The sequence below is a fragment of the Streptosporangium canum genome, from assembly GCF_900113865.1.
Classification (GTDB): domain Bacteria; phylum Actinomycetota; class Actinomycetes; order Streptosporangiales; family Streptosporangiaceae; genus Streptosporangium; species Streptosporangium canum.
In genome coordinates, this window is sequence record NZ_FOQY01000006.1 from 303,160 (window position 1) to 326,516 (window position 23,357).

General features: G+C 71.6%; 15 protein-coding genes. 9 read left to right on the top strand and 6 right to left on the bottom strand.

Annotation, left to right across the window (positions count from 1 at the left end; all coding sequences use genetic code 11):
• The first annotated feature begins 18 nt into the window (after positions 1-18).
• From BM085_RS12080 to BM085_RS12095, 3 genes are all read left to right on the top strand, one after another.
• On the top strand, positions 19-1,002 hold the full coding sequence (locus BM085_RS12080) for a hypothetical protein (protein ID WP_143120893.1): 984 nt from the start codon (positions 19-21) through the stop codon (positions 1,000-1,002).
• Positions 1,003-1,213: 211 nt separating this feature from the next.
• Complete coding sequence (locus BM085_RS12090) at positions 1,214-4,519, top strand: S8 family serine peptidase (protein WP_143120894.1); 3,306 nt, start codon at positions 1,214-1,216, stop codon at positions 4,517-4,519.
• A 317-nt stretch (positions 4,520-4,836) separates the two neighbouring features.
• Entirely contained in the window at positions 4,837-5,412 is a 576-nt protein-coding gene (locus tag BM085_RS12095) for an RDD family protein (RefSeq protein ID WP_093887083.1), read from the top strand.
• A 119-nt stretch (positions 5,413-5,531) separates the two neighbouring features.
• Here the strand turns inward: BM085_RS12095 and BM085_RS12100 are convergent, their stop codons facing one another.
• The 5 genes from BM085_RS12100 to dnaE all read right to left on the bottom strand — a co-directional run bounded on the left by BM085_RS12100 (position 5,532) and on the right by dnaE (position 14,453).
• Positions 5,532-6,869 (bottom strand): serine hydrolase domain-containing protein, encoded by a 1,338-nt coding sequence (locus BM085_RS12100; RefSeq protein ID WP_093887084.1) that lies wholly within the window; start codon positions 6,867-6,869, stop codon positions 5,532-5,534.
• Between the two features lie 159 nt (positions 6,870-7,028).
• A complete protein-coding gene (locus BM085_RS12105) occupies positions 7,029-8,006 on the bottom strand; it encodes a TolB family protein (protein ID WP_093887085.1) in 978 nt (325 codons plus the stop codon).
• A gap of 103 nt (positions 8,007-8,109) precedes the next feature.
• On the bottom strand, positions 8,110-9,330 hold the full coding sequence (locus BM085_RS12110) for an MFS transporter (RefSeq protein ID WP_093887086.1): 1,221 nt from the start codon (positions 9,328-9,330) through the stop codon (positions 8,110-8,112).
• On the bottom strand, positions 9,331-10,689 hold the full coding sequence (locus BM085_RS12115) for a galactose-binding domain-containing protein (RefSeq protein WP_093887151.1): 1,359 nt from the start codon (positions 10,687-10,689) through the stop codon (positions 9,331-9,333).
• Positions 10,690-10,931: 242 nt separating this feature from the next.
• Positions 10,932-14,453 carry a DNA polymerase III subunit alpha gene (gene dnaE / locus BM085_RS12120; RefSeq protein ID WP_093887087.1) on the bottom strand — a complete coding sequence of 1,174 codons (3,522 nt, stop codon included), beginning with the start codon at positions 14,451-14,453 and terminating at the stop codon, positions 10,932-10,934.
• A gap of 182 nt (positions 14,454-14,635) precedes the next feature.
• On the opposite strand from dnaE, the gene BM085_RS12125 reads away from it, so the two are divergent.
• Positions 14,636-16,015: an amino acid permease gene (locus BM085_RS12125; protein ID WP_245789273.1), complete on the top strand. Its 1,380-nt coding sequence runs from the start codon at positions 14,636-14,638 to the stop codon at positions 16,013-16,015.
• Positions 16,016-16,109: 94 nt separating this feature from the next.
• On the opposite strand, the gene BM085_RS47170 is transcribed toward BM085_RS12125, so the two are convergent.
• A complete protein-coding gene (locus tag BM085_RS47170) occupies positions 16,110-17,039 on the bottom strand; it encodes a chorismate mutase (protein ID WP_342742875.1) in 930 nt (309 codons plus the stop codon).
• A 315-nt stretch (positions 17,040-17,354) separates the two neighbouring features.
• Between BM085_RS47170 and BM085_RS12135 the strand changes: the two genes are divergently transcribed.
• Genes BM085_RS12135 through BM085_RS12155 form a run of 5 tightly spaced genes read left to right on the top strand, consistent with a single transcriptional unit; the run spans position 17,355 to position 23,296 of the window.
• Positions 17,355-19,391, top strand: a complete 2,037-nt coding sequence (locus BM085_RS12135; protein WP_143120895.1) for a serine/threonine-protein kinase — start codon at positions 17,355-17,357, stop codon at positions 19,389-19,391.
• Between the two features lie 48 nt (positions 19,392-19,439).
• On the top strand, positions 19,440-21,455 hold the full coding sequence (locus BM085_RS12140; RefSeq protein WP_093887090.1) for a serine/threonine-protein kinase: 2,016 nt from the start codon (positions 19,440-19,442) through the stop codon (positions 21,453-21,455).
• The gene (locus tag BM085_RS12145; protein WP_177245074.1) at positions 21,452-22,285 is read left to right on the top strand and encodes an AraC family transcriptional regulator; all 834 of its coding nucleotides are present in this window, start codon (positions 21,452-21,454) and stop codon (positions 22,283-22,285) included. Before BM085_RS12140 ends, BM085_RS12145 begins: the two co-directional genes overlap by 4 nt.
• A 22-nt stretch (positions 22,286-22,307) precedes the next feature.
• Complete coding sequence (locus BM085_RS12150) at positions 22,308-22,988, top strand: AzlC family ABC transporter permease (protein ID WP_093887091.1); 681 nt, start codon at positions 22,308-22,310, stop codon at positions 22,986-22,988.
• Positions 22,985-23,296 carry an AzlD domain-containing protein gene (locus tag BM085_RS12155; protein ID WP_093887092.1) on the top strand — a complete coding sequence of 104 codons (312 nt, stop codon included), beginning with the start codon at positions 22,985-22,987 and terminating at the stop codon, positions 23,294-23,296. The genes BM085_RS12150 and BM085_RS12155 overlap by 4 nt, the downstream gene beginning before the upstream one ends.
• Positions 23,297-23,357: the final 61 nt, after the last annotated feature.

Consider the following 23,357-nt stretch of genomic DNA (forward strand, 5'->3'; position numbering starts at 1 on the left):
CCAGGCGTATTAGCTGGCATGCGAACTGATCATTCGAGGGACCGGACGACGCGCCCGGCCACGCCGATCCGCCGGTTGACCGCGATCGGGATCGGCCTGGCCGCGGTGGGCGCCATCGCGCTGTCGAGCCCGCAGCCCATGCCGGCTCTCCGGCTCGCGGCCGCCGCTCAGGCGGTGACGGCTCCCGCGGAGGGCGCCTACTGGCACACCAGAACGCTCTGGAAGGGCAGCGCCCAGCAGCTCGGGAGCGGAGAGAACCGCTACTGGATGGAGAAGCAGGAGGTCTCGGAGAGCTGGACCGCGCCCGACGGCAGGACCTGGAGCGGGTACCGGGCGCTGGGCATGCGCCCGAAGAGCCCGGCGGACGAGCAGGCGTGGCGCCGCGACGACTCCCCGACCAGCTGGACCCGCACCGCGGAGGGCAAGGCCGTCTCCCTGTCCGCCAAGCCGGACAAGGGCCGGGTCCAGGTCGTCAAGGACATGAAGGGGGTCCCCGTGGTCGGATTCCACGCGGGGGGCCGGCTGCTGTCGTACGAGCAGGTCCAGGCACTGCCCACGGACCCGGCCGGGTTGAAGGCCTGGATCGACAAGGCGACGCGGGATCCGAACTCGGAGGTTCGCGACGCCGATCGCGAAGGCGTCGTGAGGAATGCGTTGATCTTCACGCTGTCCGGCGCTCCAGTGAAGGAGGTCCGCGCCGCGGCGTACGGGGCGCTGCCGACGATGCCCGGCGTCCGTTCCCTGGGGAAGGTCAAGGACTCGCAGGGCAGGACCGGACAGGGCTTCTCCATCGACTCGGAGAAGGGCTTCGGTAAGTCGCGGCAGAAGCACGCGATCACCGCCACAGAGCGGCTGGTCGTCGACACCGGCACGATGACGCCGCTGTCTTTCGAGGTGAAGACCATGATGGACGGCGAGCCGTTCCCCGCCAAGACCTCCACCAGGGTCACGCTCCAGATCGGCTGGACCGACGACAAGCCGGCGGTGCCCGCCCTCCCCTAGGGCGCCGCGTTCCCGGGACCGGGGGAGGTCCCGGGAACGCGTCATGAGACGGGACGACCATGCGAACGCGGAACCTTCAATTGACGGGGAAAATCCGGGGATCGGTCACGCGTGCGCGCTTGGACGACGGTCACGGCACGGCGTCCACGCGCCCGCCGGCATGCGGCGGGCGCCCATCCCCCCAGCCGGAGATCCCGGCCGAAAGGAAGACATGACAAATAGACGAAGAGCGACGAGCGCGCTGGTCGCCGGGGCGCTCGTCGCGGCGCTCGCCGGGCCGCAGGCGGCGGGAGCCGCGAGCGAGCCGGAGCCGGCGGGGGCCGCGGGCCGGGCGGAGGCGGCGGGGGCCGCGGGCCGGGTGTCCGCACCGGTCGCCGTCACGCTGATCACCGGTGACCGGGTGACGGTCACCGGCTCCGGCCACGGCACCGTGATCGAGCGGGGCGAGGGCCGCGAGGGGATCTCCTTCGTCACCGACGACCAGAACGGGCGGCTGCGCGTCTTCCCCAGCGACGCGCTCGCGCCGCTGCGCGAGGGCCGGCTCGACCCCCGGCTGTTCGACGTGACGGCGCTCATCGAGTACGGCTACGACCGCCGGGACGACCTGCCGCTCCTCGTGACCCACTCCGGTCCCGCGGACGGCCCCGCGGCCCGGAGCGGGCTGCGCTCGGTGATGGCCGCGAGCGGAGCCCAGGTGACGCGGGAGCTGCCCGCAGTGGACGGCCTGGCCGTACGGGCGCCGGAAAAGGACCGGACCGGGTTCTGGAACGGCGTCGCGGGCGGCGGGCGGGCCCTGGCCGGCGGCACGGCCAAGGTGTGGCTGGACGGCCTGCGCAAGCCGGCGCTGGACGTGAGCGTCAAGCAGATCGGCGCGCCCACCGCGTGGGAGAGCGGGCACACCGGCACCGGTGTGAAGGTCGCGGTGCTCGACACCGGCGTCGACGCCACCCACCCCGACCTGGCGGACCGGGTGAGCGCCCAGGCCAACTTCACCGAGGCCCCCGACGCCGTCGACCGGAGCGGGCACGGCACCCACATCGCCTCCACCATCGCCGGCAGCGGCGCCGCCTCCGACGGTAGGTACAGGGGAGTCGCCCCTGGGGCGACGATCCTGGCCGGCAAGGTCTGCGAGAGCGTGTGCCAGGAATCGGCGGTCCTGGCGGGCATGCAGTGGGCCGGTGAGCAGGGTGCGAAGGTGGCGAACCTGAGCCTGGGAGCCACGGACACCCCCGAGACCGACCCGCTGGAACTCGCGGTGGAGACCCTCACCGAGCGCTACGGCACGCTCTTCGTGATCAGCGCGGGCAATACCGGAGCGGAGCGATCGGTGGAGTCACCGGCCAGCGCCGCCGCGGCCCTGGCGGTCGGCGCCGTCACGAAGTCCGATGAACTGGCGGAGTTCTCCAGCCGGGGGCCGCGTCTGGGCGACTCCGCGCTCAAGCCCGAGATCACCGCGCCCGGCGTGGACATCACCGCCGCGCGCTCCAAGGACGCACCAGGCGGCGGCGGCTCCTACGTCGCCATGAACGGCACCTCGATGGCCACCCCGCACGTCGTCGGCGCCGCGGCGGTCCTGGCCGGGCAGCACCCGGACTGGACCGCGGGGACGCTCAAGGCCGCGTTGATGGGATCGGCCCGCCCCAACCCGGCGCACGGGGTCTTCGAGCAGGGCGCCGGCCGGGTCGACGTGGCGCGGGCCACGGCCCAGCAGGTCACCGCCGAACCCGGCGGCCTCGGCTTCGGCCTGCAGGAGTGGCCACACGACGACGACAAGCCGATCACCAGGAAGGTCACCTACCGCAACACCGGCGCCTCCCCGGTGACGCTCGAACTGTCCATCGGGGACCAGGGCGGCACAGGGTCCTTCACCGTGACCCCCCGGACCGTCACAGTGCCCGCGGGCGGGCAGGCCGACGTCTCCGTCACCGCCGACACCGCCGAAGCGCCGGTGGGGAACATCGGCGGCTACCTCGTGGCGAGCGGGGACGGGGGCCTCAGCGTGAGCACGCCGCTGGCAGCGGAGAACGAGAAGGAGACCTACGCGCTGACGCTCAGGCACAGCGGCCGCGACGGCGGCCCGGCCACCCGCTACCTCACCACCCTGCGCCAGGCCGGCGACTGGAAGGAGATCTCCCTGCGGGAGCCGGGGGACGGCTCCGTCACGCTCCGGCTGCCCAAGGGCAGGTGGGTGGTGAAGAGCAGCCTGTTCGACGGCGAGCACGCCACCCATCTGATCCACCCGGGCCTGGACCTGACCGGCGCCCAGACCCTCGAACTGGACGCCCGTCTGGGCCGGCCCGTCTCGGTGACCGTGCCGAACCCGTCGGCCGTACAGCTCGACGCCCAGGTGACCTACAGCGACGAGCTCAGCACCCGGACCTTCGTATCCGGCCGCTTCGAGAACATGGCGACCGCGCAGCTCGGCCCCGACCGGACCTACGACAACGTGACGACCGGGATCGGCGGGGTGTGGGCGCAGGCCGGCGCAGACGGCGGCACCGACGACAGCCCCCGTACCTACCGGCTCGCCTGGTTCCACAGCGGCGGGATGGTCACCGGCTTCCAGCGCCGGGTCGCCGACCGCGACCTCGCGGCGATCCACGCCGACTATGCCGCCCACCTGCCCGGCGTCCAGCGCCGGGCAGGCAGCGCCTCGTCCGGGGACGCGCGGATGAGCATCCACCTCGCGCCGGTCAGGTTCACCACCCCGTCGGTCCACACCGATTACGTCAACGCCGACGGCGGGATCCGCTGGCGGCACTTCTTCTGGGAGGACGGCCCTGGCGGCGAGGAGACCTTCTTCGAGTCGCCGCTCACGAGTTACATCCCCGGCCGCGGCTACCGGGAGTCGTGGAACCGGGGCGTCTTCGGCCCTACCCTGCCCCCGGTGGGCGAGGACTTCGGCGGGTTGACCCGCACGGGCGATACGATCCGGGTGAACGTGCCGATGTACGGGGACGGAGCCGGGCGCGCCGGCCGGGCGGCGACCGCCAAGGCGCGCACCGCCCTCTACAGCGACGGCCGGCTGATCGGCGAACGGCCCGCGCTCGGCGGGAAGGGTTTCGCCGTCCCAGCCGGCGCGGCGGGCTACCGGGTGGTCGTGGAGGCCGACCGGAGAGCCCCGGCCACCCTGTCCACCCGAATCTCCACCGTCTGGACGTTCCGCTCGGAGCACGTCGAGAACAGCACGGAGCTGCCCCTGCCGATCTCCGTCGTCCGCTTCTCCCCCGCGCTGGACGCCCGCAACGCCGTGCCGGGCGGCAGGCCGTACGGCGTGCCGGTCAGCGTGCGGCCGCAGGCCGGCTCCGGCGCGGGTGCGTCCCGTGACCTCACCGTCGAGGTCTCCTACGACGACGGCGCCACCTGGAGCCCGGCGCCGGTGCTGCGGGGCCAGGCCATGGTGCGGCACCCGGCCGGTGAGGGTCATGTCTCCCTGCGCGCCAGGTCCGCCGACAGTGCGGGCAACACGGTCGAGCAGACCGTGATCCGCGCCTACCGGTTCGCGCCCCGGAGCTGACCTGTGGGCCGGAGACGGCCGTGGCCGGTCCCGCGGGGGCGGGCCGGCCGTTCAGGTGCGACGCGATTCCGCTGCAACTTGATTCAGGTGCAAAGGGAAAAAGATACCCTCCGGGGTCGGCCAGGTGCATACTGGAGCGATTCGCCGATCACGGCGGTATGTTCCTCTCCGGAATATGACAAGGTGACGCCCCGATCCGGCTTGTCCAGCCGCTGTCCCATGGGAGCGGTGAGCACGAGGAGATCGAGCGGGCACCGTGCCGACCGGAGCACCCCCTGGACACCGACAGCCCTCAGGGCACGTGGAGATCGTCAACAATGACCGCTGAACCCCCCAACCACGGCGCGTACGGACAGGCCCCCTACGGATCCGTCCCTCCCGCTCCCCCCGTCCTGGCCGTCTGGTGGGAGCGTCTCGTCGCCCGCCTGATCGACTCCATCATCCTGGGCGTCGTCGTCATGGTGATCATCACCCCGATCATCGCCGGGGCGTTCACCACCACCGAGAAGGTCACCCTGCTCGGTACCACCGTCGAGGTGCCGGTCACCTCGTTCCTCGGGCTGCTGATCTCAGCCATCGTGGGATTCCTGATCTACTCGGCCTACGAGTACTTCCAGATCACCCGTGACGGGCAGACCCTCGGCAAGAAGATCATGAAGATCCGCATCACCACCGTGGGCGCGGGTCTCCAGGGCGGCCTGGACTCGCAGAGCGCCCTCAAGCGGATCGGCGTGCTCTACGGGCCGCAGCTGCTCGGCTTCCAGACGTTCCTCAACCTCATCGGCTCCATCTTCAGCCTGGTGAACGTCCTGTGGCAGTTCTGGGACAAGCCGCTCCAGCAGTGCCTGCACGACAAGGTGGCCAACACCGTCGTCGTGAAGATGCCCCGCTGACCACCTGACCCGCAGGCCTGGCCTCTCTCCGTGAGAGGTTCCCGTTCCCGTACGGCACCCGCTCGTACGGGAACGGGAGGCTCAGCGCGACACCGCCAGGCCGGCCACGGAGCGTGCGGCTATCGCTTGACCAGGACCTGCTGGGTCGGGAAGGGCGTGAGCGGCCGCCCGTCCTTCGCCAGGGACGCGGCGGGCCCGCACAGGGCCTGGAGCATGTGGTCCCCGAGCGCGAAGTCGATCGCGTGGGGCTGGAGAACGCCGTTCTCGTCGAACCGCTGATACTTCATCAGGTTTATCCCCAAGGAGAGCTGTCGGCGGCCGTCCGGGCTGGACAGCGAGAACGTGCCCATCCCGAACACCCCTCCGTCGTGGCCCCAGAACCGGCCGCACGGCAGGTCCTGGGCGTAGAGGCCGAGCCCGTAGTTCATCACGACGTTGCCCTGGCCGTCGGTGACCGGCACCGTGGTCTGCATCTGGGCGAGCTGCGCGGAGCCGAGGAGCCTGCCGCCCAGCAGCGCCCGGTAGAACCGGTTGAGGTCGTCCATCGTCGAGACGACCGCGCCCGCCGTGCCCGCCCAGGACATGTCGTAGACGCTGTAGTCGCGCGGCGGGTCGATGTAGCCGTAGAACGACTCGTAGGCCTTGGAGTGCGGCCCGGGGATCAGCGGCGTGCGCGGGAAGGAGGTGTCACGCAGCCCGGCCTTGCGGATCACGTGCCGGGTGATGTACGGCTCGGCGGCGGCGCCGGTCACCTTCTCCAGCAGCAGGCCGACGATGATGTAGTTGGTGTTGGAGTAGGACCAGTTCTGTCCCGGCTCCCCCGTGGACGGCGCCTCCAGGCCGAACCCCACCAGCTCCTCGGGGGAGAAGTCGCGGAAGCGGTTGTCGTCCAGGCTGGCGGTGGAGCCCTGCTGGAACGAGGGGAAGGCGCCGGAGATGTAGTCGCCGATGCCACTGGTGTGGTTGAGCAGCGTCCGCACCGTGATCTTCTGGCCGCGCTCCCCCGGGATCAGCTCGGGCAGGTAGCGCGCGACGGGCGCGTCCAGCTCGATCTTCCCCCGTTCGACCTGCTGGAGGAGCGCGACCGCGGTGAAGGTCTTGGTGATGCTGCCGACCCGGTGGAGCATCCGGGGGTGGACCGGCCGCTTGGTGCGCACGTCGGCGACCCCGGCAGCCCCGCTCCAGTCCGTGTCGGCGTCCCGCACGGCGGAGTAGGCGCCGTACATCCCGGCCTCGTGGATCGCGTCGAGGCCGCGCCGGAGCGCCTCACGGTCGAGTCCGGCCGGCGCCGCCGCCTGCGCGGGGCCGGCCGTCGCGGCGGGGTCGGCCGGTACGGCGGCCCAGGTGGCGGGTGCGGCGGCCCAGGTGGCGGGTGCGGCGGCCCAGGTCACGAGCACAGCGCTCAGCCCGAGTCCGGCGATCGTCCGTCCACGGTGGTGGGGTCGCGCGAGAGTCATCGCCCGTCAGCTCCTCAGGTCCGGAAGAATACGACATGACGATCATCGCAATCCGGTCCCGGCCCGCCCTCCTCTCTCTGGATGATCCGGCCGTCATCCGCCGGTACGAAGCCGCCTCGATGTCACATGACAACCGTCATCCATCCGGCATGACAGCCATCACCGGACGGCCACCGGGGAGGACGCCCCGCGCACCAGCGGCGCCGGGGCGCCGGAGCCGTCGGCGGGGACCGACCAGACGTCCCCTCCCCTGGCGTAGGCCACCGTGCGCTCGTCGAGCCAGACCACCTGGTCGTCGACGCTGGCGGGCTCGGCCAGCGGCGTCTCCCGCATGGTGGTCAGGTCCAGTAGGTGCAGGCGCCACATCCGGTCGGGGTCGGCGGAGACGCGCTTCTTGAACACCAGGCGGGTCCCGTCGGGGGAGAGCGACGGGCACTCGGCGTTCTCCCTGAGCGTGCGGGCCTGCCATCTGCCGTAGTCGCCCTCGACGAGGTAGGTCTTCCCCTTCGTGGCCACGGTCGCGTAGAACCGGTTGTCGTCGGCGGCGAAGGTGACCCCCCAGTAGTTCACGTCGGCGGCGTGGTAGCGGCGGCCGTTCAGGGTCAGGGGGATGTCCTCGATGTTGGTCACCGCGTAGCCGGTGCGGGTGTCCAGGATCCCGGTCCAGGTGGAGAAGCCGCCCTCGCTGTAGGAGTCGCCGGTGACAAACACCGTCCACGACGCCATCCGGCCGCTCTGCGACATCCTGGCCCGGTTGGGGATGCCGGCCAGCTTGATCCGGCGGGTCTCCCGCATCGAGCGGTCGAGGATCACCGCGTGTGTGGTGGCCACCGGTCCCGGCCGGGCCACCAGGCAGATCGAGGTCCCGCCGCCCGTGGAGAAGCGGTCGCAGGCCAGGCCGCTGCCGGTGGGCGCGGCGGAGGTGTCCGCCAGCGGTACCCCGGCGACCCGGCCGGCCGCCGTACGGAACATCAGCTGCCCGGGACGGAGCACGCCGCCCTGCCCCGCCTGGGCCGTCTGCCCCGCCTGGGCCGGGACGGGGTCGCGGCGCGCGGCCCAGGCCGCGTAGCCGGCCGCCGCGCCGCCGAGGACCGCGAGGGCGGCCAGCAGCACCAGCAGGCGCCGTACCGGGGTCATGGACGCCTCCCCGTCACCGGCCGGAGACCGGATGCCCGCCTCCCGGTCACCGTCATGGTCATGATCTCCTCCTTGGCGCCGGGCGCCCACGTCATCGGCGGGGTCACGCGTGCCTCCGTACGACGGACCAGGCGCCGAGCACGCACACCGCGAGCCCGGCGGCCATGGCGGCGAGTCCCTGCGTGCTCCCCCACATCGTCCAGACGGCGCCGAACAGGACCGAGGAGAACAGCCGGGCGGTCGCCTGGCCGGTCTGGAGCAGGGCCAGGCCGCTGGTACGCAGGTGGGCGGGGAGCATCGGCCCCGCCACGGCCATCAGCACGCCGTCGGTCGCGGCGTAGAAGACCCCCTGCAGGGCCAGCACCGCGACGAGCCACCCCGGCCCGATGAGCACGAGGTAGGCGGCGATCAGCGCCACGTGCCCGGCCAGGAAGACCGGGATCCGGCCCACCCGGTCGGCGAGGCGGCCGACGGGCACGGCCAGCAGGAGGTAGACGGCGGCCGTGCCGATCGGCAGCAGCGGGAAGTACTCGGCGCCGAACCCGCCGCGCTTCTGCAGGAGCAGGTAGACGAACGCGTCGCTGAGCGTGACCAGGCCCAGGGCCGCGGCCACCACGCACACCCGCCGGAACGCCGCCTCGCGCAGCAGCCCGAAGGCCGCGCGCGGCGAGGTCGCCGACCGCGGGCCCGGTAGCGGCATGCGCTGGTCGCGGACGTACATGACCATGAGCAGCACGCCGAGCACGGCCACGCAGAAGCTGACCACGAACACCGCGTCGTAGGCTCCCCCGGTGCCCATCAGGACGGCGAACGCCACCAGCGGGCCGAGCAGCGCGCCGAAGGTGTCCATGGCGCGGTGCACGCCGAACGCCTGCCCGAGCCCGTCCGGCGGGACGCTCAGCGAGATCAGCGCGTCACGCGGAGCCGTCCGCAGCCCCTTGCCGGTCCGGTCCACGGCGATCACCGCGCCCAGCGCCGCGACCGAACCGCCGGCCGCGAGCAGGGCCGGCTTGCAGAGCGCCGACAGCCCGTATCCGACGCCTGCGACCAGTTTGCGGCGCTGCCACCGGTCGGCGAGGTTTCCGCCGGCCAGGCGGACCAGCGCCGTCACCCCGAAGGAGAGCCCGTCCAGCAGGCCGAACTGCAGCAGGTTGAGTCCGAGGGAGAGCGTCAGGTAGAGCGGGAGCACTGCCGTGACCATCTCCGAGGAGATGTCGGTGACCAGGCTGACCGTCCCGAGCGCGAGCACGTTCCCGGGGACCGCCCAGGAGAGCCGGGACCGCGGACGTGCTCCGTCCGCGGCCCGGCTTGCCGAGATGTACATCTAGTGGCAGGTGTAGGTGGGGCTGGTGTCCTTGACCGCGCCGTCGGTCCCGATGAGCTCCGAGGAGAACGTGCCGGGGCCGAACTTCAGCTTGAGCACGCCGTAGACGTCCTGCAGCCGCTTCTGGCTGTTGGGCTGGACGTTCTCGATGTTGTACGGCGAGGCGCCGCCCATGCCGCCGAGGATCTCCACCATGCCGTTGGGGTCGGCCTGGGCGTCGGGGTTCTGCGGGGCGAACCGCTCGTAGTGGTGGTCGTGGCCGTTGAGCACCAGGTCGGCGCGGGCGTCGTAGAGGATCTTCCAGACCGGCTTGCTCACCGGGTCGTTGCCGTGCTCACCGGAGCTGAACAGCGGGTGGTGCCAGTAGGCGGCGACGCAGCCCTTGGTGTTCGCGGCCAGGTCGGCCTTGAGCCAGTTGATCTGGGCCGTCTGGTCGAAGTAGTTGGAGTCGAGGGCGACGAAGTGCCAGTTGCCCCGGTCGTAGCTGTAGTAGGTCTTGCCCTGCGGGGTGGCGATGGAGCCGAAGTAGCCCTTGTATCCGGCGTAGGTCCCGGCCGGGTCGTAGGTCTCGTGGTTGCCGGCGACCGGGCGTGTCTTGCTCTTGAACTTGCCCCAGGTCTTGTCGTAGTAGTTCTGGAAGTCCGAGAGCCGGGCGTCGTCGTACTGGTTGTCGCCCATGGTGATGACGAACTCGGGGTTCATCGCCTGGACCTGCGCCGCCGTCTTGGGATGGGCGCAGGAGCTGGAGCTCGCGGTGCACTGGGCGGCGATGTCACCGGCCGCCGCGACGACGAAGGAGTCGCCCGGGGGCACGGTCGGGGTCACCGTCGGGGTCGGGCTGGGCGTGCTGGTGCCGCCGCCGAACACCTGGAACTCGTACAGGGAGTAGCCGTACTCGGTGCCCCTGGCGGTGCCGTACATGCGGACGTAGCGCCCGGAGCCCGACAGGCCCGTCAGGTCGTCCTCGCCGCCGTCTCCGCTGCTCGTGGAGTAGACGGTCGTCCAGGTGGCGGCGTCGGCGGAGACCTGGATCTTGTAGGCCTCGCCGTACGCCGCCTCCCAGAACAGCTTGACCCGGGAGATCGGGGAGACCGCGCCCAGGTCGACGCGGATCCACTGCGGGTCGCTGCCCTCCAGGGAGGCCCAGCGGGTGGAGGTGAGGTTGCCGTCGACCGCCTTGCCCGAGCTGTAGGAGGTGCCCTCCTTGGAGGAGGAGGCGGCGGGCTTGCCCTGCGACAGCAGGGTCTCGGCCGCTTCGGCGCGGCCGGTGGCGACGAGGACTCCGGCGAGAAGGGCGGCGAGCGCCGCGAGGACCGGCAGGAGGCGGTGGGGGACGGATCGGGGCGTCGTTGAAGACACGTGCTGTCTCCTGGGGGGGTGAGAGACGGAGATCACGGCGTCGACCGCGACGCCGTGCGACACGCGGCCGGGGCAGCACATCTCTCACTGAGCGCGTCACGCCCCCGGGAGGACGCCGCGCCAAGCCGCTCACCGGCATACTGGCAAGCGGCCGGGCACGATGTCAACGGAAGTTAGGAAGGTTTCCTAACTTGTCTCCGATCGTCAAACGCCGCGACAGGCCGGACACTTGTCCCCGATCGTCAGGCGCCGAGACAGGCCGGGCCCAGGAGCTGCTTCAGATCACCCATCAGCGCCGGGGAGGGCGCCACGCGCAGGCGGTCGTCCAGCCGCACGATGGTGGTCTTCGGACCGTTGTGGACCTGGAGATGGACCTCGGTGGTGCCGGGATGGGCGGTCAGGACCTCCTTGAGGCGGCCGACCACCGGAGGGGTGCAGCGGGTCAGGGGGAGGCTGACCGCCAGGGGGCCGCCGCTCTCGCGGGTCAGGTCGGGAGCGGTCACCTCCATCGCGATGATCTTTCCGACGTCCTCGCGCTTGTCCAGGCGGCCCTTGACGAAGACGATGGCGTCCTCGGCGAGCACCGTCGCGCACAGCTGGTACGCCGAGGGGAAGATCATCACCTCGATGGCGCCCTCCAGGTCCTCCAGCATGGTGAGGACCCAGGTGTCGCCCTTCTTGGTGACCTTGCGCTGGACGCCGCTCAGGATGCCGCCCACCGTGACGACCTGGCCGTCGGCGCGGTTCTCGTCCTGGAGCGCGGCGATCGAGCAGTCGGCGCCGGAGGCGAGGATGTGCTCCACGCCGAACAGCGGGTGGTCGGAGACGTAGAGGCCGAGCATCTCCCGCTCGAACTGGAGCAGGGTGGTCTTGTCCCACTCCCCGGGCGGGATCTGCACGTCGAAGGTCTGGTCCTCGGCGCCCTCGACCGCCCCGAACAGGGAGTCCTGTCCCTGCGCCTCGTTCTTCTTGATCCCGATGATGCTGTCGACGGCCTGCTCGTGGACCATCACCAGGCCCTTGCGCTCGTGCGCGAACGAGTCGAAGGCGCCCGCCTTGATCAGCGACTCGATGACCCGCTTGTTGCAGACGACCATGGGGACCTTGCGCAGGAAGTCCTTGAAGTCGGCGAAACGGGTCTTCTCCCTGCGCGCGGCGATGATCCCGTCGACCACGTTGCCGCCGACGTTGCGGATGGCCGACAGGCCGAACCGCACGTCGGTGCCGCGCGGGGTGAAGTCGAAGTCGGAGTCGTTGACGTCCGGCGGGAGCACCTTGATGCCCATGCGCCGGCACTCGTTGAGGTAGAGGGCCGACTTGTCCTTGTCGTCCTTGACGGAGGTCAGCAGGCCGGCCATGTACTCGGAGGGGTAGTTGGCCTTGAGGTAGGCGGTCCAGTAGGAGACCAGGCCGTAGGCGGCGCTGTGCGCCTTGTTGAAGGCGTAGTCGGAGAAGGGGAGCAGGATGTCCCAGAGGGTCTTGATCGCGGCGGCCGAGTAGCCGTTGTCCTTCATGCCCTGCTCGAAGGACTCGAACTGCTTGTCCAGCTCCGACTTCTTCTTCTTGCCCATCGCGCGGCGCAGCAGGTCGGCCTTGCCGAGGGAGAACCCGGCGACCTTCTGCGCGATGGCCATGACCTGCTCCTGGTAGACGATCAGGCCGTAGGTCGTGCCGAGGATCTCCTGCAGCGACTCCTCGAACTCGGGGTGGATCGGGGTGATGTCCTGCAGGCCGTTCTTGCGCAGCGCGTAGTTGGTGTGGGAGTCGGCGCCCATCGGCCCCGGCCGGTACAGCGCGCCGACGGCGGAGATGTCCTCGAAGTTGTCGGGCTTCATCAGCCGCAGCAGCGACCGCATGCCGCCGCCGTCCAGCTGGAACACGCCCAGGGTGTCACCGCGGCCCAGCAGCTCGTAGGTCTTGCGGTCGTCCAGCGGCAGCTTCAGCAGGTCGATCCTGTTGCCGGTGTTGGCCTCGATCATCTTCAGGCAGTCGTCGATGATCGTGAGGTTGCGCAGGCCCAGGAAGTCCATCTTGAGCAGGCCGAGCGTCTCGCAGGTCGGGTAGTCGAACTGCGTGATGATCACGCCGTCGGAGTCGCGGCGCATGATCGGGATGTAGTCGGTCAGCACCTCCGAGGACATGATCACGCCGGCGGCGTGCACGCCGGTCTGCCGGATCAGGCCCTCCAGGCCCCGGCCGAGGTCCATCGCCGACTTGACGTCGACGTCCTCGTCGTACAGCTTGCGCAGCTCACCGGCCTCGTTGTAGCGCGGGTGGTCCTTGTCGAAGATGCCCGACAGCGGGATGTCCTTGCCCATCACCGCGGGCGGGAACGCCTTGGAGACCTTGTCGCCCAGCGCGTACGGATGGCCGAGGACGCGGGCGGCGTCCTTGATGGCCGCCTTCGCCTTGATGGTGCCGAAGGTGGCGATCATGGCGACCTTGTCGGCGCCGTACTTCTCGGTCACGTAGCGGATCACGTCGCCGCGCCGGCGCTCGTCGAAGTCGATGTCGACGTCGGGCATGGAGACGCGGTCGGGGTTGAGGAACCGCTCGAAGATCAGCCCGTGCGGCAGCGGGTCGAGGTCGGTGATGCCCAGCGCGTACGCCGCCAGCGAGCCGGCCGCCGAACCACGGCCCGGACCGACCCGGATGCCGTTGTTCTTGGCCCACATGATGAAGTCGGCGACCACGAGGAAGTAGGAGGGGAACCCCATCTGCAGGATGACGTTCATCTCGAACTCGATCTGCGCCCGGTGCTCCTCGTCGACGCCCTCGGGGAAGCGCCGCTCCATGCCCTTCCAGATCTCCTTGCGGAACCAGCTCTCCTCGCTGTCCCCCTCGGGGATGGGGAAGGTCGGCATCAGGTTCTTGAAGCCGAACATGCCGGTCGGGTCGACCTTCTCGGCGACCAGCAGCGTGTTGCGGCAGCCCTCGGCCCACAGGTCGGAGGAGTCGACCGCGCGCATCTCGTCGGCGGTCTTGATGTAGTAGCCGCTGCCGTCGAAGCGGAACCGGTCGGGGTCGGCGAGCTGCTTGCCGGTCTGGATGCACAGCAGCGCGTCGTGGGAGGTCGCGTCCGACTCGTAGGTGTAGTGGGAGTCGTTGGTGACCAGCGGTGGGATGTTCAGCTCTTTGGAGATGCGGGTCAGGCCGTCGCGGACCCGGCGCTCGATGTCGAGCCCGTGGTCCATGATCTCCAGGTAGTAGTTGTCCCTGCCGAACAGCTCCTGGAACCTCGCCGCCGCCGCGAGCGCCTCGTCGTACTGCCCCAGGCGCAGGCGGGTCTGGACCTCCCCCGACGGGCAGCCGGTGGTGGCCATCAGCCCCTCGGAGTGCTCGGCGAGGGTCTCGGCGTCCATCCGGGCCCACTTGCGCACGAAGCCCTCGGTGTAGGCGCGCGAGGAGAGCTTCATCAGGTTGGTCAGACCCTTGGCGTTCTTCGCCCAGATCGTCATGTGGGTGTAGTAGCCGCCGGCCGACACGTCGTCGCGCTTCTGGTGGGGCTCGCCCCACAGCACCGGCTTCTTCTGGTGGCGGGAGGCCGGCGCCACGTAGGCCTCGATGCCGATGACCGGCTTGATCCCGGCGCCGGTGGCCTGCTTGTAGAAGTCGTAGGCGCCGTGCATGTTGCCGTGGTCGGTGATCGCGATGGCGGGCATGCCCAGCTCACCGACCTGTTTGAACATCTGCTTCAGACGAGCGGCTCCATCGAGCATGGAGTACTCCGTGTGAACGTGAAGATGCACAAACGAGTCGGACATGCGTCCCCGTTCCTCCCCTAGTCGCGTGTCGGCGTGGGAAGCCTACGCGTGTTTGCCACCCGCCGCCGCACCCCCCGGCACACACTTTGCCACCACTCGGACCCCCCGTCGTCGCACACTCTGAGCGACGATCGGCTACTTTGGGTGACGGTGTTTCTGAGCTGGGCGTACGGGGGGAACATGTGAAGACCGACGAGGGCTACAGCCACGCGCTCGGCAACCGCCAGGTGCAGATGATCGCGATCGGCGGCGCGATCGGCGTCGGGCTGTTCCTCGGGGCCGGCGGGCGGCTCCAGGCGGCCGGCCCGGCACTGGTGCTGTCGTACGCGGCCGCCGGCCTCGCGGCGTTCTTCGTCATGCGGGCCCTCGGCGAGCTCGTGCTCTACAAACCGACCTCGGGCTCCTTCGTAGAGTACGCCGCCGACTTCGTCGGACCCTGGGCGGCCTTCGCCAGCGGCTGGATGTACTGGATCAACTGGGCCTTCACCGGCATCGCCGAGCTGACCGCGATCTCCATCTACGTGAGCCTGTGGGCCCCGCAGTTCCCCCGGTGGCTGACCGCGCTCATCTCGCTGGCGTTCGTGCTGGCCGTCAACCTGCTGTCGGTGCGGCTCTTCGGCGAGCTGGAGTTCTGGTTCGCCCTGCTGAAGGTCCTGGCCATCTGCGCGTTCCTGGTGACCGGCCTGGCGCTGGTGATCTTCGGTTTCGAGCTGGGCGGCAGCACCGCGGGGGCGGGAAACCTCCTCGCGCACGGCGGCTTCTTCCCCAACGGGTTCCCGATGGCGCTGATGAGCCTGCAGTCGGTGATCTTCGCCTACTCCTCGATCGAGCTGGTCGGCATCGCCGCGGGCGAGACGGAGAACCCCCGGGAGGTCATGCCCAGGGCGATCAACGGCGTGATCTGGCGGATCGTGATCTTCTACGTCGGCTCGGTCCTGCTGCTGGCCATGGTCCTGCCGTGGACCGCCTACGGCCCCGGCCAGTCGCCGTTCGTGACGGTCTTCGCCGCGCTCGGCATCCCCTGGGCCGCCGGCGCGATGAACCTGATCGTCATCACCGCCGCCCTGTCGTCGTGCAACTCCGGCCTCTACTCCACCGGCCGGATCCTGCGGGCCATGGCCCAGAAGGGCGAGGCCCCCGCCTTCGCCGGGCAGCTCAGCTCCCGCCAGGTCCCCTACGGGGGCATCCTCATCACCGCGACCGTGTTCGTCGCCGGGGTCGTCCTCTACTACTACGTCCCGGAGCGTGCCTTCAACATCGCCACCGCGATCGCCTCACTCGGCGTGATCACCACCTGGGGTACCCTGCTCTACTGCCAGATCCGGCTGCGCCGCGCCGCCGAACAGGGCCTGCTCGAACGCCCCGCCTTCCGGATGCCGGGCTCGCCCTACACCGGCTGGCTCACCCTGGCCTTCCTCGCGCTGGTGATGCTGCTCATGCCGTTCGCCGACGCCGACCAGCGCATCGCCTTCTTCTGCATCCCCCTGCTGGTCGTCGCCATCGCCGCCGGCTGGCGGATCGTCGACCCCCGCCGCCGGCGCGCCGGTGCGCCCCTCGGCTGACGCCCGGACCGGGCCCGCGGTCGGCCGGCACCCGGCGCGGGCACGCGCCGCGGCCGGACCGCCGGAGACGGGCCGGTCCGGAGCGGGCACGGGGTCAGTCCTGACCGCTCGCCCTGCGCTCCTCCGCCAGGTGCAGTCCCGCCTCGATGACGGCGTTCATGATGGGCGCCAGCCGTACCTCCCCCAGGCCGGGGGCGCGGCGGGCCATCTCGGTGACCAGGCGGCGCTCGCGGTCCATGTCGCGACCGGCGAAGCCGCCGACGGGCTTGAGCCGCTGGATGGCGCCGGCGAGCTCGGCACGGCGTTCGAGGAGGACCGCCAGGGCCGCGTCGACCCGGTCGACGGCGCCGCGGGCGGCGAGGACGGAGTCGGGGGTCTCGCGGCGGGTGAGCGCGCCGACGATCTTCACGGCCTCCTGTGCGGCGAGGACGGCCCGCTCGCCGGCGCCGGGGGCCAGCAGCAGGCCGTCGGCGCCGGCCGCGACGGCGGCGGCGGCCAGCGCGGGGTCCTCACCGAGATCGGCCAGGACGGGGCGGCCGGACTTCTCCCGGGCGGCGCGCATCAGGGCCAGGTCGAGGGTCACCCCGGCCAGGTGTGTACGGCTGCCGCTCTCGCAGAGCACGACCTGGTCGTTGCCCTCGGCCACGCAGTAGTCGGCGATGGCCAGCCACTCCTCCAGGGTCGCGGCGGGCCCGCGCTGGACGATCACCGGCAGGCCCAGCCGGGCGACCGCGCGGACCAGCTGGAAGTCCTGCATCCAGGCCGCGCCGACCACCACGCCGTCGGCGCCGCCGATCTCCGGCAGGTCCGCCGTCGAGAACGGCTCCACCAGGATCGGCCCGGCCCACTCGGCGCGGACCGCCGCCACCGCCTCCGCGGCGGGCACCCGCCCGTGGTGGTCGCGCAGGTTGACCCAGCGGGCGTCCGCGCCCGGGCCACCGACCACCACCGCCGGTCCGGCCCCCACCGTGAGCGTCCCCAGCTTCACGGCCCCGCGCTCCAGGTGTGCGGTCAACAAGGACATCTCGGCTCCTCATGCTCAGCCGGCACCCATCCGCGAGCCGGCGAATCGTCAGAAACAAAAAAGGCAGAGACTGGGTCTCTGCCTCGTGCCGGCTCCGGATGGTCGCTAGATCACGCTGTCACGACCGGCCCTCCGGAGCCGGCTCGATAAACGCGAAATAGCAAGTCATGCTATTGACGATAGGCCATCCCTCCACCACACGCCACCTGCTGGACAACACGTCTCGGATTGTGGACACTCAGGTCGCGCGAGAGTCGATCACCCTTCTCGGCCTATGAGAGTATTCGGGGGTTTAGAAAGGGGTAGGTGCGGTTGATGGCCGAAGCACAGTCTTCTGAGGGACGTCGCGTTGCCGCCCGCTACCACCTGCGCGAGCCCATCGGCCGGGGTGGCATGGGCATCGTCTGGCGGGCCCACGACGAGCTCCTGGACCGCGAGGTCGCGGTCAAAGAGGTCCGCTACGCGGACATGCTCGGCGAGGACAACCAGGAAGACTTCAACCGGCGCACCAAGCGCGAGGCGCGTGCCGCCGGGCGGCTGACGCACCCGAACGTGGTGGTCGTCCACGACGTGGTCGAGGAGGACGGGCGCCCCTGGATCGTCATGCAGCTGGTGGAGTCCCGCTCTCTCGGCAAGGTCCTGCGGCAGGACGGTCCGCTGCCGCCCGAGAAGGTGGCGGAGATCGGCCTGCAGATGCTGGACGCGCTGCGCGCCGCGCACGCCCAGGGAGTGCTGCACCGGGACGTCAAGCCGGAGAACGTGCTGATGGCCCATGACGGCCGGGTGGTGCTGACCGACTTCGGCATCGCGACGCTGGAGACCGAGACCGCCCTGACCATGACCGGCATCGCGGGCACGCCCGCGTTCATCCCGCCGGAGCGGATCAAGGGCGGCAGCGCGCAGCGCGAGTCGGACCTGTGGTCGCTCGGGGCGACGCTGTACGCGGCCGTGGAGGGCAAGCCCCCGCACGACCGGGGCGGGGCGCTGCCGACCATGCACGCCGTGCTGAACGACGAGCCGGAGCCTCCGGTCCGCGCCGGGCGGCTGCTGACCACGGTGCTCGACGGGCTGCTGCGCAAGGACCCGGACCGGCGCATGTCCTACGACGAGGCCGCGAGGCTGCTGCGCGAGGTGGCCGACGGCGGCAAGCAGCGGGCCGCCAAGCCGCCCGCCAAGACCGCCGTCATGCCGGCCCTGACCACCTCGGCGACGGCCGAGACCGACCCCGGGATCAGATACGAGCCGGAGGGCTTCCCCGCGACCGGCGTGCAGCTGGGGTCCGCCGCGCCCGCCCCCGCGAAGAGCCCGCCTCCCGCGGCGCCGGCGCCGCGGGAGCCCGTCGTGGAGGTACGGCGGGAGCCCGCCCCCCGGCCGGCCCCCGGACCCGTCTCCCGGCCCGCTCCCACGCCCGTTCCCCGGCCCGCTCCCGAACCCGCCCCCAGGCCGGCTCCCGAACCGGCTCCCCGACCGGCTCCCAAGGTGAGACGGGACCCCTTCCCGCCGGTCCGGCCCGAGCCCGGAGCCGAGCCGGTCCCCGCGCCCAGGCCGGTCCCGTCCGTCCCGCCGCCCTCCCGGGAGCCCGGTCTCCGGGACCTGCCTTCGGCGGCGACCTCCACGCCGGCGCACGAACCCTTCTCCACGTCGCCGACGGTGTTCTCCCAGGGGTCCCGGTCGCCCGTGAAGCGGGGCCTGCTGGTGCTCGTGCCCGCGGTCCTGATCGTCGGGGCGGTCGCCGGCTGGCTGGGGATGCGCAGCCGCGAGTCGGACGTGCCGCAGACACCGAACGCGAACAAGCCGGCCACATCGGCCGGACCGGCCAAGTCGACCGCCGACGCCACCCCGTCCACCCCTCCGAGTCCCGCGCCCAGCCCCACCGAGACCGAGGAGAAGGAGAAGGAGAAAAAGGAGTCGAAGCTCCCCGCGGGCTGGCACATGCACAAGGACAGCAACGACTTCTCGATCGGCCTGCCCAAGGGCTGGAAGGTGGACAAGCGGCCGGGCCAGCAGGTGTGGTTCCGCGGACCCGACCGGACGAGCTTCGTGTTCGTCGAATACGTCGCCAAGGCGGGTCCCGACCCGAAGAAGGACTGGTACACCGGCGAGCGGGCCAGCCGGGGGAGCTTCCCGGGCTACGAGCGGATCCGGATCGAGAAGGTCGACTACATGGAGAAGGCCGCCGACTGGGAGTTCACCTGGAACACGAGCTCGGGCAAGGCCCGGGTGCTCAACCGGGGGTTCGTGACCAAGGGCGGCCGGGGATACGCGATCTACTGGCACACCCTGGCCAAGGACTGGAAGAAGAACATGCACCTCTTCGAGGGGTTCGCCCAGACCTTCTCGTCGAAAAAGTGAGGGCCGCCCCGACCGGCTACGATTCGTGGGTTTGGGAGGGGCGAGAAAATGACCGAACGGAAGGTGGCGGGCCGATATCGCCTGCTCGAAGCCATCGGCGAGGGCGGGATGGGCGTCGTCTGGCGGGCCCACGACGAGCTTCTCGACCGGGTCGTGGCGGTCAAGGAGGTCCGTCACCGCGGGATCGACGAGGCCGCGCGCACGGAGATGAACCGGCGGACGATCCGGGAGGCCAGGACCGCCGGCCGGCTCGACCACCCGTCCGTGATCATCGTGCACGACGTGGTCGAGGAGGAGGGCCGGCCCTGGATCGTCATGCAGATGGTCCGGTCGCGCTCGCTGGGCGAGGTCGTCCGCGCGGACGGGCCGCTGCCTCCCGAGCGGGTCGCCTCGGTCGGGCTGCAGGTGCTGGGCGCCCTGCTGGCCGCGCACGCCGCCGGGGTGCTGCACCGTGACGTGAAGCCGGAGAACGTGCTGCTGGCCGACGACGGCCGGGTCGTGCTGACCGACTTCGGGATCGCCTCGATGACACAGGAGACCGCGATCACCCGGACGGGCGGGATGGTCGGCACCCCGGCCTTCCTCCCCCCGGAACGGCTCCACGGGCTGGCGGCCACCCCCGAGTCGGACCTGTGGTCCCTCGGGGCGACGCTGTACGCCGCCCTGGAGGGGCGTGCGCCGTTCGAGCGGGCAACGGCCGCGGCGACCATGATGGCCGTCCTCCACGGCGAGCCCAGCCCCATGACGCACACCGGTCCCCTGGCCGACGCGGTCCTCGGCCTGATGATCAAGGACCCCGCCACCCGGATGACGGCCGATCAGGCCACGGCCCTGCTCAGCCGCGCGGCCTCGGGGCAGGCCGCCGGCGCGGCGGGGCCGGCCGCCCCGCACCCGCACCCGCACCCGGGCACGGCCGCCCGCCACACCCAGCCGCCCCACCCGGGCGCCCCGGCGGGCCACGACGGCTCTGCGTACGCCGCCCGACCGCCGCACACCGGGCAGCCGGCGTATCCGGTGGAGGCGCCGCCGTATCCGGTGGAGGCGCCGTCGTATCCGTCGGGGGCCGCACCGGGTGGGTGGTATCCGCAGCACGCCGGGCAGCCCTCCCACCAGGACAGTCCCCCTCACTTCGGGCAGTCGTCCTTCGGGCAGCCGTCCCACCAGGACGGAGCCGCCCACTTCGGGCAGCCGTCCCATCCCGGCGACCCCGCGCAGCGGCCCTACGGTGACGGCCCCGCCCGTTCCGGGCGGCCGCCGTATCGGAGCTCCCCCACCCACGCCGGGCAGCCGCCCTACCCGGACGGAGCCGCCCACTTCGGGCAGCCGCCCCCGGACGATCCCGCGTACCCGCGGTGGCCGCAGCAGGGGCAGCCCACCGACGCCGGGCGGCTCGCCCCTCCGGCACGCCGGTCGGGGACGGGGCGGGTGGCGCTCGCGGTCGGGGTGCCCGCGCTCGTGGTGGCGGTCGGGGTGGGGGGATGGCTGGTGCTCCGGGAGGGGGACGGCACGCCGTCGTCCCCGCCGACGTCCGCGGCGGTCGTCACCGGCGAGCCGGCTACCTCCGCCACACCCTCCAGGCCCCCCCAGGCGACCCGGACCCCGTCCGCCCGCCCGACCACGGGTGTCCCGGCGGGCTGGCGGCTTCACCGGGACCCGATGGGCTTCACCGTCGCGGTGCCCAGGGGCTGGGCCGTCAAGCGGTTCTCCGGACGCGACAGGGTCGAGTTCCGGCCTCCCGGCAGGAACGGCTTCCTGTGGATCGAGTCGACCGAGGACCCCGAGACGGACCCGGTCAAGCACTGGGAGAAGGTGGAGCGGGGCGGGCTGGCGAAGAACGTCTGGCCGGGCTACGAGCGGATCGGCATCACCGCGCTGAGATACCGCGGCCTGCCCGCCGCCGACTGGGAGTTCACCTACCTGAAGGACAAGGTCAGGACGCGCGTCCTGGACCGCGGCTTCCGCACGCTCACGGGCCGCCCGTACGCGATCTACTGGGAGGGCCCGGACGACGCCAGGTGGAACCGGACGTTCTTCGACAGGTTCACCGAGACCTTCCGGCCGTGACCGACCGGGAGGCGGCGCGCTTCTGGCGCAGCCCGGGGCTGCCGGGGGTGGACCTGCTCAAGGCCAGGTATGTCACCCACCGGTTCTCCCGGCACGTGCACGACGGCTACGCGATCGGGGTGATCCTGTCCGGGGTCGAGGAGTTCGACTACCGGGGCGCCCGGCACCGCGCGGGCACGGGGAGCCTGGTCCTGGTCAACCCCGAGCACGTGCACACCGGCCAGGCGGGCGAGCCCGGCGGCTGGGCCTACCGGATGCTCTACCCGTCGATCGAGGTCATGGCGGACATCGCCGCGGAGGTGACGGCCGGGCGCGGCACGCCGTACTTCCCCGAGCCCGTCGTCTCCCATCCGCACGCCACCGCGCTGCTACGGGCCGCGCACGCCGCCGCCGAGCACGGCGACGACCTGGCCTCCTCCACGCTCGCCCGCACGGCCTTCGGCGCCCTGCTCAGACACCACGCCGACCACCGCCCGGCGGACGCGCGGCCCGCCAGGGAGGACCGGGCGGTACGGCGGGCGCGGGAGATCCTGCACGAACGGCTCGTCGCCCCGCCCACGCTGGAGGATCTGGCGCGGGCCGTACAGGCGAAACCCTTCACCCTGATCCGGGCCTTCAAGGCGGCCACGGGCCTGCCCCCGCACGCCTACCTCAACACGCTCCGGGTCCGGCGGGCCCGGGGGCTGCTCGACTCCGGAACGCCGGCCGCGCAGGTCGCCACCGACGTGGGTTTCACCGACCAGGCCCATCTGACCAGGCACTTCAAGCGGATCGTGGGGGTGCCGCCCGGGGCCTACCAACGCGCAGGAACGTACAAGACGACACTATAAAACCGGACATAACCTCATTCTCATGGATACAACCACTCGTTCCTCAGCGGTCAGGGACGGACTGGGCGTGGGGATCGCCGTGGGACTGTCCGGGGTGGCGTTCGGCGCCGCCGCGGTCACCGCCGGCCTGAGCGTCGCGCAGGCATGCGTGCTGAGCCTGTTCGCCTTCACCGGCGCCTCGCAGTTCGCCATGGTCGGCGTCGTCGCCGGCGGCGGCAACCTCGCCGCCGGCACGGCGGGCGCGCTGCTGCTGGGAGCCCGCAACGGCCTGTACGGCCTGCGCATGTCCGATCTGCTCGCGGCCCGGGGCTGGCGCAGGCTCCCGACGGCCCACGGGGTGATCGACGAGACGACCGCGGTGGCCCTGGCCCAGCCCGACGAGCGGTCGGCCCGGACCGGGTTCTTCGTCACCTTCGTCAGCCTCTACCTGACCTGGAACGTCACCACCCTGCTCGGCGCGGTGGGCACCTCCCGGGTGGCCGACCCGGCGGTGTTCGGGCTGGACGTGGTGGGCCCGGCGACGTTCCTGGCCATCCTGTGGCCCCGGCTCACCGGCAGCGGTCCCGAGACCCGCGCGCTGCGGCTGATCGCCGGCGGCGGCGCGGCGATCGCGCTGGCCACGACCCCGTTCACCCCGCCGGGCGTGCCCGTGCTGATCGCGGCGGTCGCCGTGCTCGCCGTGATCCTGAGGAGGCCGAAGTGACTGTCTGGTGGGCAATCGTGATCACCTGCGCGGGCTGCTACGCGCTGAAGCTCGCCGGGCTGTCGGCCCCGCGCCAGGTGCTCGACCATCCGACGGTGCAGCGTTTCGCCGCGCTGGTCCCGGTGGCGCTGCTGGCCGCGCTGATCGCGGTGCAGACCTTCGCGCACGGGCAGCAACTGCACTTCGACGGGCCCCGCGCCGCCGGGCTGGGAGCGGCCGTGGTGGCGCTGCTGCTGCGCGCGCCCTTCCTGGTGGTGCTCGCGACGGCCGCCGCCGTCACGGCCGGGCTGCGCCATGTCATGAGCTGATATCGGCGTCGGCGCCGCCGTACCGTGCCGCGCCCCTCGTCCTGCCCGGCGATCCACCAGA